The organism is Bacillus cereus group sp. MYBK222-1 (genome assembly GCF_051916425.1).
GTDB lineage: Bacteria > Bacillota > Bacilli > Bacillales > Bacillaceae_G > Bacillus_A > Bacillus_A paranthracis.
In genome coordinates, this window is sequence record NZ_JBQAGP010000001.1 from 1,173,064 (window position 1) to 1,188,436 (window position 15,373).

Sequence of the window (15,373 nt, forward strand, 5' to 3'; positions counted from 1 at the left end):
ATGTATAAGTTAAACTAGTATATGCTGATTGTAATTTTGATGGGGTACTGAAACAATGTACATTTCGTTTAACTGTACCGGTACAAAAAGTCTAACCAACAAGATTACTTAAGATAAGAAGCTACGAATACAAATGTAATAGTTTGTCTATAGGTAAATTATTATGATCGCTTAAATCAACAAAATACTGAAGCTGCCACATTTGGCTCTTTTTAGCTTGATTACTGACAGGATTATCCCATATAGGATAAATCCGCATAGCCATCTTGCCTTTTTGATTTTGTGTTCTCAAGATTTTTTCCTTAAGAAGAATTTCTTTAGGGAAGATAAATTGTCCTAGTTTATTATCATCTATACAAGTAATAATTAATAAGTCAGGAGCAGCGTCATAAGAGAATGCTTGATTTTGCATATCGTCATCTTTCTCCCAAAAAGAAACAAATTGACCAATTTTATTAGGAGTAATTTTGGATTTTCTAAAACGGATGGTTTTGTTATTTAAGTGAAATATACATCCTGCATATTCTGCGTTTTGCTTTTCTTCTTTTAGATTCGTAATTATTAAATTGTTAGGTTTGTAAACTATATTGTTTAAATGTCGGATCGTATCATTAAAATTATTCAAGAAAACTCCCCCTTTATTCATTTCTTAGTTTACCACAAACATCAGTTCTTCTACATTGTATAGAATGTATATAATCATGAGTGACGTGAAAAGGCATATAACAGGATATAATTATTACTTTAATTTACTTTTTACTTAAACAAAAAAGTGGAAGGTAAAAACCGTAATAATTCGAATATACTTTTATTTGTTGGTGTGCACTATATATTTTAAAAATATTACTTTTCACAATCGAATTATGATATATTTATATTCGAAATTATTATATCTTACATTTAAAGGGAGAATTCCAATGGATAATCTACTATTGAAAAAAGATTTAACAGCGGACCAAATGGTTCTTGTTACTTCGGAGTTTGAAAAAAAGAAAAAGTCAAAAGGGATTGCTTACTTAATATGGTTTTTCCTAGGTGGACTTGGTGGGCATCGTTACTACGCACGTGACTTTGGTATGGCTATCGCTATGACACTTACTCTAGGTGGACTTGGTTTTTGGGCTTTAATCGATGTATTCTTTATCGGAAGCCGTATTGGTAAGAAAAATGATATCTTAGAACGCGAGATAATAATGAATGTAAAAGCGATGTCTTCATCGAGTCATTTATCTGCATAAAAAAAGCCTCCGTTTGGAGGCTTTTTTTATGCGAACACTTCAGGATATGTTGTCGCTAAATACTCTTTCCTATGACCAGTGTCTCCATCCATATCATGTAGCCACCAATACATCATTAGTGTTTCTAATTCTTATTTCTTGCCTCTTGCCTCATATAAATGACTTTGGGACAATCTTCTGTACAAAGCGTCTATATTGAATAGGTTCTTCTGCTTTGTGTAATTATATTCAAAATCCTTGTCACTCGTCCTTACTCTTCTTTTTATAATTTCCACTTTAATTTAAGTAAAATGCGTTCAACTATTCGTGGGATGAAGAATGTATTTTTGTAAGTAATAAGTTTGTTAAATATTAAATTAAGGAGGGTTTGTATGCAACATCTTAAAAAAGCTATAAAATCTGATTCTAATATGAAATCGGATTTTGCTACAACTGATGCGCAAAAAGTAAAACAAGAAATTCAAAATGATGTAAGAGCAGGACAAGGAGCAATGACTTCCCGAGAGGCTGGGGCAATGCGAGATTAAGAATACATTCCTTACTTGTATTTTTAGTTTGTTTATTTCTGAAACAGTTACCAGTAATGAACGTTTCTATAAAGTTACTTCCCTTAAGTAGAGATTTAAGTGTTTCTTTGTTTTTACTTACAATACGGTAAATGAAATCTCTCTTAATTATTTGTTTAGAATATAAAAATTCATTACTCCGCAATACTTTTACTTATTATAAAAACATTGCGGAGTAATATAAGTTAATAAACTATCAAAAGTGTCAATCTCAGAATACGGTTTTATTTCAGTCTTATTTGTGATTCTATGAGGATTAAACCATATCCCTTTTATATTTGCATTTTGAGGACCAGCAATATCCTTTTCTAAGTCATCTCCAACAAATAATACATCTTCTGGTTGCACATCAAGTTTATTTAATGCTAGTTCAAATATACGTTTATCCGGTTTACTCAATCCTACTTCTTCAGAAATAATGATCGTATCAAAGTAATTGTTTAAATTCGTGTTAATTATTTTAGCCCTTTGCCTTTGAGTTGAGCCATTTGTTATAATTCCAACTTCAAAGTGCTTCTTTATATGATGTAAGAAATGAATAGTATTTTTGTCTATTGAAAAACATTTAGGGAAATTATTATTCCAAAAATCTTGGATATAATTGCGTGGCAACCTATACTTCGGCGGGAATTCATCAAACAACGATTCTAAAACTATTGCTTTATCACTCATGCCGTATTCCCTTTTATCATATTCTTTAAATTTCCGTAGCATATTGTTTTTAACTGTATCACTAACATCTTCATAACATTTTTCTAAAACAAATAAAAACAATGTATCTACTGCCTTATCCCTATTAAGTAACGTATCATCTAAATCAAACAGCATAGCTTTATAACCCATCAAATAACTTCACAACCTTTCTATATTTCCTAGATATCATCAAAAGTAATCAAAAAAACAATTCATATGAAAGAGCTCGTAATAGAACGATATTCTAAGAGTTAAATCAAAAATCCTTTTTCTATTTGTTAATTGATGTGAAAATAAACAATTTCAACTAAGGTAGTAGGTGAATTTTTTAATCGTAATTTCGAACTTTCAGATTAATTTGAAATTATTTTGTGATAAGCTGTACGTAAAGATTAAATATAAAGGATGATTCGTATGCAAATTAAACCAAAGGCAAGTGAATATAACTCCTATTATGCAACGTATGTTAACTTAGTATCAGAAGGAAATATCATACAAATTTTAGCGCAACAAATAGAGGAAACAAATCTTTTATTAAAAGAGATTTCTGATAGTGAGGGACTTTTTCGATATGCTCCTACTAAATGGAGTATAAAAGAAGTAATCGGCCATATTGCGGATACAGAACGTGTTATGGCGTATCGCTTGTTATCTATCGCTCGAGGCGAGACAGCAGAACTTCCAGGCTATAACGATGATATGTATGTTCTTAAAGCTGCTTTTGATAAGCAATCTATGCAAGATCTTCTTGAGAATTTAATAGTTGTTCGCCAATCTACCTTGCATTTACTGAAAAGCTTAGATCAAGACACTTGGTTACAAAAAGGATATGCGAACAAATCTGAAGTTACAGTTCGTGCATTAGCATACATCATAGCTGGACATGAGCTTCATCATCTACAAATTATAAAAGAACGTTATCTTGGTTCTAATGCATATCCAGTAAGTTAATACTTGAAGAAAAAGAGTCCCATTTATATAGGACTCTTTTTCGCTATTTATAAAATTCACCACTCAAGATGCAAACGAGCCCTTATACATAATTTTCTTCAGACTGATATACTATAAACACAATAGTTCTAGAAAGGTGATAATATTATGTGTGAACAACAAAATAATAGGGATAGAGATCAAAAAATGATGTTTTTTATGCAAGGAGTTCCCACAAATAGAGTTAACATGAATCAATTGCCAAAATGGATTAGAATCTTCGGCTATTGTGCGTTTGGTTGGATGATACTATTTAGTTTCATTATGATTGTAGGTTTAATTCTGCAATAACGATACATTCAAAATGTTAACGGAACAGCATTTAGATTATACATCTAGGTAACAAGCTATTTTATTACCTAGATGTACTACCCATTCCTTTTCATCTTCATGAATGTAAATAAGTGCATTGAACATTCAACTTGTGAAGAATAGTAATGAGGGTGATAAAGGTCTATACTCACAATCCTTTTGATTTGTTTTTGGATGGTAAAACATGTTTCTCTACTCTTTCATATTGAGTAAGTAATTGCCTAATAAAAGATAATTTCGGTACTAACCAATACGAAATTATCGCTGAAATACACCCTATTAAAGCCCCTACTGCAATATCAAAAGGATAATGAACCCCTACCCAAATACGAGAAATCGCTACACAAAATGCAAGTATAAGCCATAGCCATCCAGCTTTTTTACGCACAAGCGAAAATGAAAAACAAATTGAAAAAAAGAGAATCGTATGGTCACTAGGAAATGAATTATCTACAGCATGGTCGACAAGTTTATTAACATGAGGCAATACTGCAAACGGTTGATAATTCAAATGAAATTTCCCTGCTATTTTTCCAATCACCTCAGCAATTACAAAAGCAACCATCGCTTGAATAACCATCATCCTACTTTTTCTAGATCCAATAAACCAATAAGTTAAAATAATTAAAGCTAAAATATATACCATATATTCTGCCAAAAATACTATGGCCGGGTTTAGGAATGAATATTGTTTACCTAAATCATTAATGGCTCGAAAAATATGGATATTGAATTGAGAAAAAGACATTTCAAATCCCTCCTTATTAGTAAGGTGTCTTACTGATTGCCATATACTTTTATTACATGGATAGTGTTGGTTATTGTACCCACCTAAAAATACCAACCTCTTATGACACCGCTTTCTTCTTTTTCACTTTAATAAAAAAAGAAAAAGGAAAACATCGAACTTTCTTACAATCATTCATGCATTCTTACAGTTTTGTCATTTTCTCGTCACTTTGAAAATAGATTCATCGTCTTGCCTTTTGCTATATTCACAACCACGGAAAAGATAATTACATATAAAAAAGAGAAGAACCTTGGTAAGTTCTTCTCTTTTTATTTATTAAATTGTAATATAATTACAGTATGTGAAATTATACTATTTTAACTTTAAAAGCAAAGTGAAAACAATCTTCCGTCCGCTTTTGGCATTTATTTAATCGTTTTCTCTGTTTTTAAAACAAATGAACTTAATGCAGGAACTTTAATTTTATTTTCATGGACAACGTAAAGTGTTTTACTACCTGCCTGTTTACCGTCTACTAGTACTTTCCAAGGACCTTTCGATGGAAGTGTTATTTCAACAGCTTCTCTATTTGCATTGTGAGCCACCATAAAGTATTCATTTTTATTCCCCTCTATTGTATAAGCTACAGTATTTTTCGGAGCATCAATAAATGATACATGTGTTTTTATTTGCTCTGCAGATGTCATTCGAAAAGCTGGGTACTTTTTGCGTAATTCTATTAAACCCTTCATATAATCTACTTCATTATTAAACGTTGCACGGCGCAGCCAATCCATCTGGTTAATCGAATCTGGAGATTTGTAACTATTATGATCACCGTATTTCGTCCGCATAAACTCTTGCCCTGCATGTAAAAACGGAATACCTTGTGATGTTAATAAAATCGAAGAAGATAATTTATGCATTTGTTTTCGCACTTCTTCACTGTCACCTGGATTAGTCAACTCAAGTTTATCCCATAATGTATGATTATCATGCGCTTCCACATACGTTAGTACCTGCTCTGGATCTTGATAAGTCGACGTATTTCTATCATAGTCAATGCCTGCCGTAATGCCTTTTTTAATACGGTCTTCCATGTTTTCCTTTCCATTTACAAAGCCATTTTCTTTCTCCTCAAACACACTACCTTTCAATCCATCACGTATATTATCGTTAAAATGGGCAATTCCTTTCATTTTCTCTGCATTTTTTTGATTTGCTTTCAACTCTGCTGCAAGAGGTGTATTTAAATCCCAACCTTCTCCATGCAGTATAATAGAAGGGTCAATTTGATTAACAGCTTTACGTATTTCATTCATCGTTTCATAATCATGAATACCCATTAAATCAAAACGGAATCCGTCTAAATTGTATTCTTTTGCCCAATATGTGACGGAATCTATCATAAATTTCCTCATCATTTTTCTTTCTGAAGCCGTATCATTTCCTACACCGGTTCCATTTGCAAATGTTCCATCTTCATTGTAACGATAATAATAACCGGGAACTAACTTATGAAAATTAGATTCAGTAGCATTATACATATGGTTATAAACTACATCCATAACAACACGAAGATTATTATCATGTAGTGTTTGAATCATTTGTTTTAATTCAGTTATTCGAACAGTTGGCTCGTATGGATTTGTAGAATAGGACCCCTCTGGTACGTTAAAGTTTTTTGGATCATATCCCCAGTTATATTGTGGTTCGTTTACATTCTCTTCATTTACTGAAGCATAATCAAATATCGGCAAAAGCTGAACGTGTGTAACACCAAGATCTTTTATATGATCAAGTCCTGTTTTCACATCTTCAGGCCCTCTTGTTCCTTTTTCTGTTACACCTAAATATTTTCCTTTCTGTTTAATGCCACTTTCGGGCTGAATGGAAAGATCACGTACATGCAATTCATAAATAATAGCATCTTCCGGATTTTTTAATTTAGGCTTTTTGTTAGTGTTCCATTTTTTCGGATTTGTTTCTTCTAAATCAATAACCGCACCTTTATCTCCATTTACAGAAGCAGCACGTGCATACGGATCAACTGCTTCTGTCCACTTATCACCAATTTTTACCTTATACGTATAATAGAGACCTTTTTGATTCCCTTTAAGTTCTGCTTTCCAGGTGCCCTTTTCACCTTGTTGCATATTTATTTCAGTACCTATTTTATCGTTCCATTTTTCATATGTAACTAACTTCGCTTCACTCGCAGTAGGAGCCCATACACGGAACTTTGTATGTTGCACGGTATATGTATTTCCTAAATCGTTACCACCATAATAAAATAAATGATCAAATTCCTCACTACGAATGACTTTACCAATTTCAGTATTCGTATCAGCTAAGTTTTCTATTTTAACTTTGTATGTTTGTTTTAAATCAATTTTCTGTTCCGTAATTATTTTCACCTTATTCGTAATATCTCCACTGTTTATATCATAAGGAGTAATATTCTTAATTTTAATACCTTCAATTTCGATTTTCTGTTCCTTAATATGAAATGGAACATTCGTCGTTACAGTGATTTCATTGAAACTATCAATAGTTGCTTTTTGAATTGATAGATCCGAAGAAGGCTTAGCATTATATACCTTTTCATCACCAGAAAGAATCCATACTTCAGCACGACCGTCCTTTATATTTTCAATCCAACGATCCCCACCATCTTTTTCCCACTCATTTGTACGAATGATGAATCCTACACGATTATAGTCACCATCTATATTAATCTTAGCGTACTTTCCAAATTCATCTTCACCAGTAAATTCATAAGATGTACCATTTGCATTTTCTCCCCATAACCAAAGATTCCAGTCTTTTGTATTTCCAAGCTGCTCTTTGTAATGAACGATAACTTCAGTTATTTTCGAATTTGAAACTGCCTTTACACTTTGAAACGAGAAAACAGATGATAACATAACGATTATAGTAAGCAATAAAACTGATTTGTTAATTAATCTTTTTGTCATTTGCACTACATACACCCTTTCTTTAAATAGTACGGACGATTTATTATGCCCGTACTGCATTACACAATTTAAATTAATCTAGAAATCTCTTTTGCTTCCCCCCGTATTGGTTATTTTCACATATGTATTTCAATGATCTTTCCAATACGAAAACGTTTGCATTTATTGTTAAAAAAATAGTTTATTTATGTCTTCATATATCTGTAAATACGAAAAGATCAGGGAAATTATTTTAAAGCAATCGTTTGTTATCGCTTTCATTTTATAGCACTTCCCATTAAGGGGTCAATATATTATTAATTTTCTGTTTTTATATACTATAAACCTAAAATCTTTGTCGCAACTTCTTAAAGGTAGAGTACTTAATTATTGCTTAGTAAGTTTATTTTTCAAATACATTGGTATGAAAAAAACAGCTAATATCCTTAAAACGACATTAGCTGTTTTTCATAATGTAATAATATATGAATAAGAACTATATTTCTAACTTACTTAATTTTTGCTGCATCAAATGCCTTTTGTACTGCTTGAACTTCAGCTGAATTTGCACCATATTTGTTAGTTGCCACTCGAATACATGCTGATCTTAATTCTTTGAAATTAGAAGTCATGTTTAACTCATCTGTATTTGCGTAATAGAAAATATCAAACATTTTATCTTCACCAATTCCTTTAACAGTTACACCGTTATGAGTTCCGCCTTTTGCGATGAGATACGCAACTTTATTAATAATGCTTGAATTAAAATGAACGCCACCTTGATCCCATCCATTAAAATCATTAAATTCGCTGTAATCATCTGGATAAGGTACTCCAAGTGAAGATGGAACAGAAGCTGGGTTTTCCATATCACGGAAGACAGATCCAGTTTGTTCTCCCATCGTCCAGTTAAAGCTTCCATTATTTACGTATTTCTCAATAGATGTTCCCATAATATCAGATAGTGCCTCATTAATCGCACCAGATTCACCGTAATATTCAAGATTAGATTCACTAGAAGTAACAGCATGTGTAAATTCATGGCCAGCTACGTCATATGCTTTGACGATAGGATCACCATATACAAGCATACTTCCATTATTAGCACTCAATGCATTCTGCCAATTTTTCGGATCATTCGTCTCTTCAGAATCCCAAGCGTGTACAACTGAAACTACCTTTTGTCCCTTATTATCAAAGCTATTACGGTTGTATTTATCTTTATAAAAATCAAAAACTTTTGTTGCTAAGTAATGAGCACTTACTGCTTTTGGATCGTTAAATGTTGTCGAAGTACTAGTTGCTAATGTACCAGGATAATAGCTCTCTTCTTTCGTAATATCTCTGTAATTCACATCATATGTTTCAATTCCTTGCCCTCTTGTATAATCAGCCAGAGCATATTTGCCATTACTTTGTTTAGAAATACCAAATGAACGAGAGATCCCTAAATCATCTTTTCCAGTGCCCGTTAATGATGTAAGACTGCTTTTTTTACTTTTCTTTAAGGCTCCAACTAGTTTTTCACTTGCTTTCAAGTTAGACTCTTGTACCATATTTTTTAACATATCACCATTTTGTGCATTTACTAAATATGTTCCGGAAACATATTTTGGTGTTGCCGCTTCAAATGTAACCTGGTATGCATTGCTAGCCTGTCCATTATTTTCATCAACAAAAATAACTTCCTTAACTTCTGGCTCCGAAATAAAATTGATATCGTTCCCGTACTTCGTATAAATATATTGTTTCGCTTCATCTTTTGATAGATTGATAGGCTTTTTCAATTCTTCTTGTTTTAAATTTTGCGCGCTATCGCCTGAAACACTTTTAATAACACCGTTATGATCTACGTGTGCAGTTAATTGATGGCCATATACTTCTTTTCCTTCATATGTTTGCTGTATACGTACAAGTGTAGTCCCATCATATGAACCACGTTTTTGAAGAACTTTATAATCTACTCCAGTTTCTCCATTGACTTGCTTTGGAGAAAGAGCTTGTTCTGTTTTCTCCTTCAGAGCATCTTTTACTACATTCTCTGGTGCCTTTTGTGACGGTTGTGTAAGTTCACCTGAACGGAATGATTCCTCCTGAATTTGAACTTGTAGTTGATCTGTTTCCTCTGCATGACCTACTCCGTATGGTGCTACTGCTGTTAAAGCTAAACCTGTTGTTAATGCTACCTTAGTTAACGTCTTTTTGTTTTTCATTTTTTCACCTCGTATAATTTTGAAATAGAAAGCTTGTACAAAGTATACTTGCTGTTCCTGTCGAAAAAAAGGGAAAATACACAATTTATGTAACATTATGCAAAATTACATAATGTAAGGGCGATAATACGAATAAAGAACAACTTATATATGTGCATGAATTTCAAAAAAAAAGAGCACTTTAAGGTGCTCTTCAAATACGATTATAAATTATGCATTGTGTCATTTATTAGTATATGCTCGTCTCATTCAATTGTTTATTTGGTGATTTCGCTGCACAATAACTTATAAAAATTAGTTATCTCATACATTGAAATTCTTCGTTACTATTTGATTAGTAGATAAAAGAGATAGTTAAAATAATGTAAGAAATAAGCATTATAAAAGCAAACCAATAGATAAAGATATCACTCGACATGTATTGTGTTATTCTTTTTTTCATATAAATTTGTTTTACTTATTTACTTTTTCAGGATTAATTTGAAATTGACCTTTCCAAGATCCAGCTATTTTTCCTATTTTATTTATGTTTACATCTAATGTTAAAGGCTGTTTAAAGGAACCTTTTCCTTCAAGACCTTCAACAAATGTAATGACGCCTTCTGGTCTGTCTTTATCACGAATGCCTACATGCTCTAACTGTTTTCCTTCTGACAATAATTCAAATGGTGAATTGTCTTCACCTTGAATAAATGATAATTGTGAAAACATACCATTTCCTGTGTTATATTCAGGATTTTCTTCTTGTTGTCCATTTACTTTTCCATCGCTTTTTATATCTAATCCATTTGTATCAAATTCAAATGGCATTAGAGTTCCATCGGCTTTCTCCACTCTATAATGAACAGATATACGTGCATCTGCCACATATAATTCTTTAAAATGTACAGTTATCCCTTGATCTGTTATCTTTTCATCAATAGGTATAAACTGCCCGTTCAACATACCTTCTTGTTGTACACCGTTTTCATCTTTACTTCCTTCATTCACAACCGTATCATTTAATACTTCATTAGCAAAGTAAGAAGCAATATTAGTTGCTGCAACTTGAACTTGCGGGATCATAGCTATAGTAAAAATGCCTACCGCAGCAACCGACGTATACATGAACCGTTTTGATTTTTTATTCATATTTGAAAATACTCCCTGCTTTCTTTCTATCGTTTGATTTGTACTAAGTACATTATTAGTCTGGTTATAACCATTAAATGTTTGCCATGCTTTTTCGACATCAATATTTATTTCTGGAGCCTCATGAAGCTTCTCCTCGGCTAGTGTTGAATGTTCCCATTGATTTAATTCTGTTAGCTCAATTAATAAATTTTGACACTTCTTACATTTGTCTAAATGCTTTATAAATTGTTTTCTTTCCTCACGCGAAAGTTCGCCATCAATATATGATTGAATGGATCCCATTTCATAACAAGTCATTTATTTCCCCTCCATTTGTTCAAAAGTTTTTCGGAACTTAAGTTTAGCTCGTGCCAACAATGTTCCAACAGACGAATCTTCAATCTGAAGTACTTGCGCGATTTCTTTATATCGAAACCCTGAAAATTTCATTAATAATATTGTTCGATCTTGTTCTTTCATTTTTCGCAAAACCCTTTGTACTTTTGTAATTTCTTCTTTTCTGATCCATTCATCATCTAGTGACGAATCAATTTGAACTTCTTGATACTGGGTTTCTTTATCGATTCTTGCCCGATGTCTCTTTTCAGAGCGAATGTAGTTATAGGCGACATAAGTAGAAGACTTTATAAGCCAAGCACGTAAATTTTCTATTGCTTTCCAATCTGAATGATACAGTTGCAAAAACACCTCTTGCGCTAATTCCTCAGCAACCGTCTGTTCTTTAATGATCCATATTATTTGTTTAACAACATACGCATAGTTTTGTTTAAACAACGCTTCAAATGTTATATGTGAAACATTCCTCTCTTCACTTTTTATTGTTTGCATGTGAATAAAACCTCTCTCTCTTTTGATGCCTGCATTATAGAGAAACCAGAATGCTCATTTTTGTGACAAAAAAATAATATTTTTATTATGTACTATTACGTACATTCATCATATAAACAAATATTCATATTAATTAAAGTAAACTTTTTTCTCAATAACAACATAAAACCCACTCTCAACTATTTTTAAGAGTGGGTTTTATACTATTAAAAAACAATTTTTTAATACCGCTTATAATTTATACTACTTATTATTTGTTCTTTTTTATTGACACAAATAAATCAACCTTTAATTTTCCTTCTAGGTCTTCTGCAACATTGTTCATACAAAACTCTAAATTATCCCTATCATAATCTGCACTATATTCACTATTTGGTAACCACACTGCGTACATATATCGATACACTTCACTTAATTTATGAGGTTTATCATAGAATTCGTATAGAGCGTATAGACCTCCATCTACACTTTTAAATTGCACATCCTCATGTTGTTCTTTTTCAAAGTTTTTAGGTATGGTAACGCAAGCATCATGTCGGCACATATGACTTGCAACAAGTTCAGGGTTATCTAATGAAATTCCGATAAATGATTGCTCAGGTGGATAAAGCTTATTTTCAATAGACCAGTTCAATAACTTCCCCCAATGATCTTGTGGTTCAAAGTAACTACCAGTTCTTCTTATGAATGCCACTTCTAATGATGGTAAATTTTTTATAATCACTTTCATATACATCACTCCCCTTAACAAATCTCTACTCAAATTATTTAGCCTTTATTTTCATATATTCCTTCATAAATAAAAAATACCCTGCCACTTTTATACTAAATAACATAATAGAATTCCTTTCATCGTCCTAGCAAATTTCTTGAAATACAATAATTAAAAGCATCCTTCTTTCGATTATCATTAAATAAATGTAAAAAATGTCCCTATTCATTCATTTTTCATGCGTATGTATGTACATTTGTTAATTTATTCGATATATTATGTGTATTGAATGATTACGAAAAACTTATAGCTCGCTAAAAATACCTTATATTTTTATATCCGTGAAAACTACAAAATGTATAAAATTCCATTTGTCAAATGAATTTAATGCGGAAGGAGGTTTGTGGTTACTTCATCGGGATATAATAATCAGTTTTAAACTGATAAAAATATAGGAGGCGATATAATGTTTCGTACGATTTCAAATTTCATGAGAGTAGCTGAGATAAGAAGGAAAATCCTTTTTACATTAGCGATGTTAATCGTTTTTCGAATTGGCACGTTTATTCCAGTTCCTCATACTAACGCAGAGGTATTAAAAGTACAAGATCAAGCTAACGTTTTAGGTATGCTAAACGTATTTGGCGGAGGAGCATTGCAACACTTCTCAATCTTTGCTGTAGGTATTACACCATATATTACAGCTTCCATTATAGTACAATTACTACAAATGGACGTCATACCAAAATTTTCGGAATGGGCAAAGCAAGGAGAAATGGGCCGTAAGAAATCAGCTCAATTTACTCGATACTTTACAATCATTCTCGCATTCATACAAGCCATTGGGATGTCTTATGGCTTTAATAATATAGCAGGTGGACAATTAATAACAGATCAAAGCTGGACTACATACTTATTTATTGCAACAGTTTTAACTGCAGGTACTGCATTTTTACTTTGGTTAGGTGAACAAATTACCGCTAACGGAGTAGGTAATGGTATTTCGATGATTATCTTCGCAGGACTTGTAGCAGCGATTCCAAATGTTGCGAATCAAATTTATTTACAACAATTTCAAAATGCAGGCGATCAATTATTCATGCACATCATAAAAATGGTCTTAATTGGTCTTATAATTTTAGCGATAGTTGTTGGGGTTATTTACATTCAACAAGCTGTGCGTAAAATACCGATTCAATATGCAAAAGCTGTTTCAGGAAACAATCAATATCAAGGAGCAAAAAACACTCATTTACCTCTTAAAGTAAATAGTGCTGGTGTAATTCCAGTAATCTTTGCTTCCGCATTTTTAATGACGCCGCGTACAATTGCGCAGCTCTTCCCTGATTCAAGCGTATCAAAATGGTTAGTTGCAAACCTTGATTTCGCACATCCAATTGGAATGACCCTATATGTAGGTCTTATCGTTGCTTTCACATACTTCTATGCATTTATTCAAGTAAATCCTGAACAAATGGCAGAGAATTTGAAAAAACAAAATGGATATGTACCTGGTATTCGTCCTGGTAAATCAACAGAACAATATGTAACGAAAATTTTATACCGTTTAACATTTATCGGTGCAATTTTCTTAGGTGCAATTTCAATTTTACCGCTTGTATTCACAAAGATTGCTACATTACCACCTTCTGCACAAATTGGTGGTACAAGCTTACTGATCATTGTCGGTGTGGCACTTGAAACAATGAAAACGTTAGAAAGTCAGCTTGTAAAACGTCATTATAAAGGGTTTATAAAAAAAGCGAATTAAGTAAAAAAAACACAGTTGGTTATTTTTCCAACTGTGTTTTTAATTCTACTGCATCTAATTTTTCTACTAATGTACCAATGATCTTTTCCAAGTTCATTATTTTTTCTTCTAGGGCTCGAATGCGTTTATTGCTCTCGTCTACATCGTTATATTTTAAACTGTTATTGGATACTTTGAACTGCTCCCCTAATTCGGAAGTGATATCTTTAATAGTTGATTTTTCAGCATTACCTAGTGCATTTGTATTTGATTTTAATTCAAATTGAAGCTTATATGTATTTCCAGTTAACTCTTTTGCTATTTGCGAAATTAAATCTTTATAAGACTTTTTAACCCACTCTTGTTGGAATTCGTTTTCAAAATAAATGATTAATGAATCTTCATTTATTCTAGCTGTCGTTTCTTTGACCCATGTTTCATATGATGGTCTCGAAATTGTTAATTGCATTTTTTCTTTTATTTTATTCCAAATTGTACTGGATTCCTCTTGTTCCGAAGTAAGTTGATTCTTTTGCACATGATGAATCTGAGCTATTGAAGTAGCATTTGATTTTATTTCAAACCAAATTTGATATTCTTCATTAGAAAGTTTCTGTACGGTACTTGAAATTATATTTTTATACTCACCTTCAAGCAAATCACGATGAAACGCATCTTCACAAAAGATTATTACTTTATTATCTTTTATCGTAGCGTTTGTATTTCTAATCCATGTCATAAATGTTTTCTCTGCTATTTTAGGTCTTAATGCTTTCTTTACTTCATCCCAGCTACTAAGCTTTTCTTTTTGGACATCTTTCAAGTTAGATGGTTCGCCATTACATAGATCAAACTGAATTTCAAAAGTCGTATTAAACATTTCTCTTAATGTATTAAATACTAATTCTTTATAATGAGATTCTAACCAGTCACGTGCAAATTCATTTGGACAATAAATTGTTAATATATCATCCTCTAAATAAACAGTAGTATTCGTAAACCAAGTTTCATATGATGGTTTTGAAATTTGCGGTCGAATTTTTTCCTTTACTTCAGTCCAATTTATTTTCATAATAACTCCCCTCTTCTTACAGATCTCTTTCATATAGCTTAATAATATTACGCCTTTCCAATAAATAAAGTCAATCCGTATCATGAATAAAATGAAACATGTTTATATTCACTCAAAATATAAGCTTCTCTAACGCCTTCTTCATTTTAATACCTCGTTATTCTTAACAACTGGTTTT

At 32.0% G+C, this 15,373-nt stretch carries 14 protein-coding genes; 5 read left to right on the forward strand and 9 right to left on the reverse strand.

The features are described from left to right. Nucleotides 1-121 precede the first annotated feature (121 nt). Nucleotides 122-625, reverse strand: coding sequence for a MepB family protein (locus tag ACTFR9_RS05985; protein WP_001058770.1), 504 nt, complete (start codon nt 623-625; stop codon nt 122-124). A 292-nt stretch (nt 626-917) separates the two neighbouring features. On the opposite strand from ACTFR9_RS05985, the gene ACTFR9_RS05990 reads away from it, so the two are divergent. Continuing rightward, a complete protein-coding gene (locus tag ACTFR9_RS05990) occupies nt 918-1,238 on the forward strand; it encodes a TM2 domain-containing protein (RefSeq protein WP_000369370.1) in 321 nt (106 codons plus the stop codon). 371 nt (nt 1,239-1,609) lie between these two features. After that, complete coding sequence (locus ACTFR9_RS05995) at nt 1,610-1,765, forward strand: hypothetical protein (protein WP_001164105.1); 156 nt, start codon at nt 1,610-1,612, stop codon at nt 1,763-1,765. A 189-nt stretch (nt 1,766-1,954) separates the two neighbouring features. On the opposite strand, the gene ACTFR9_RS06000 is transcribed toward ACTFR9_RS05995, so the two are convergent. Next, a complete protein-coding gene (locus ACTFR9_RS06000) occupies nt 1,955-2,647 on the reverse strand; it encodes an HAD family hydrolase (RefSeq protein ID WP_000540739.1) in 693 nt (230 codons plus the stop codon). Nucleotides 2,648-2,911: 264 nt separating this feature from the next. Here ACTFR9_RS06000 and ACTFR9_RS06005 point away from each other — a divergent pair, with 264 nt between their 5' ends. Next, nucleotides 2,912-3,448 carry a DinB family protein gene (locus ACTFR9_RS06005; RefSeq protein WP_001166030.1) on the forward strand — a complete coding sequence of 179 codons (537 nt, stop codon included), beginning with the start codon at nt 2,912-2,914 and terminating at the stop codon, nt 3,446-3,448. Between the two features lie 147 nt (nt 3,449-3,595). After that, the gene (locus ACTFR9_RS06010; protein ID WP_000333407.1) at nt 3,596-3,778 is read left to right on the forward strand and encodes a hypothetical protein; all 183 of its coding nucleotides are present in this window, start codon (nt 3,596-3,598) and stop codon (nt 3,776-3,778) included. Nucleotides 3,779-3,947: 169 nt separating this feature from the next. Here ACTFR9_RS06010 and ACTFR9_RS06015 read toward each other — a convergent pair whose 3' ends face one another. The 6 genes from ACTFR9_RS06015 to ACTFR9_RS06040 form a co-directional block, all read right to left on the reverse strand. Continuing rightward, nucleotides 3,948-4,547, reverse strand: coding sequence for an undecaprenyl-diphosphatase (locus tag ACTFR9_RS06015; RefSeq protein WP_098947407.1), 600 nt, complete (start codon nt 4,545-4,547; stop codon nt 3,948-3,950). A gap of 407 nt (nt 4,548-4,954) precedes the next feature. Further along, complete coding sequence (gene pulA / locus ACTFR9_RS06020; protein WP_229136318.1) at nt 4,955-7,513, reverse strand: type I pullulanase; 2,559 nt, start codon at nt 7,511-7,513, stop codon at nt 4,955-4,957. A 482-nt stretch (nt 7,514-7,995) separates the two neighbouring features. After that, nucleotides 7,996-9,699, reverse strand: a complete 1,704-nt coding sequence (locus ACTFR9_RS06025) for a M4 family metallopeptidase (protein WP_002193837.1) — start codon at nt 9,697-9,699, stop codon at nt 7,996-7,998. A gap of 453 nt (nt 9,700-10,152) precedes the next feature. Then, the gene (locus ACTFR9_RS06030; RefSeq protein WP_000128540.1) at nt 10,153-11,130 is read right to left on the reverse strand and encodes a DUF4179 domain-containing protein; all 978 of its coding nucleotides are present in this window, start codon (nt 11,128-11,130) and stop codon (nt 10,153-10,155) included. Then, the gene (locus ACTFR9_RS06035) at nt 11,131-11,661 is read right to left on the reverse strand and encodes an RNA polymerase sigma factor SigX (RefSeq protein ID WP_001193470.1); all 531 of its coding nucleotides are present in this window, start codon (nt 11,659-11,661) and stop codon (nt 11,131-11,133) included. Nucleotides 11,662-11,911: 250 nt separating this feature from the next. Further along, nucleotides 11,912-12,391, reverse strand: a complete 480-nt coding sequence (locus ACTFR9_RS06040) for an AraC family transcriptional regulator (protein WP_000864416.1) — start codon at nt 12,389-12,391, stop codon at nt 11,912-11,914. A 448-nt stretch (nt 12,392-12,839) separates the two neighbouring features. Between ACTFR9_RS06040 and secY the strand changes: the two genes are divergently transcribed. Then, nucleotides 12,840-14,144 carry a preprotein translocase subunit SecY gene (gene secY, locus ACTFR9_RS06045; protein ID WP_000490140.1) on the forward strand — a complete coding sequence of 435 codons (1,305 nt, stop codon included), beginning with the start codon at nt 12,840-12,842 and terminating at the stop codon, nt 14,142-14,144. A gap of 19 nt (nt 14,145-14,163) precedes the next feature. Here secY and ACTFR9_RS06050 read toward each other — a convergent pair whose 3' ends face one another. After that, nucleotides 14,164-15,195: a DnaA N-terminal domain-containing protein gene (locus ACTFR9_RS06050; RefSeq protein WP_000700988.1), complete on the reverse strand. Its 1,032-nt coding sequence runs from the start codon at nt 15,193-15,195 to the stop codon at nt 14,164-14,166. Nucleotides 15,196-15,373 lie beyond the last annotated feature (178 nt).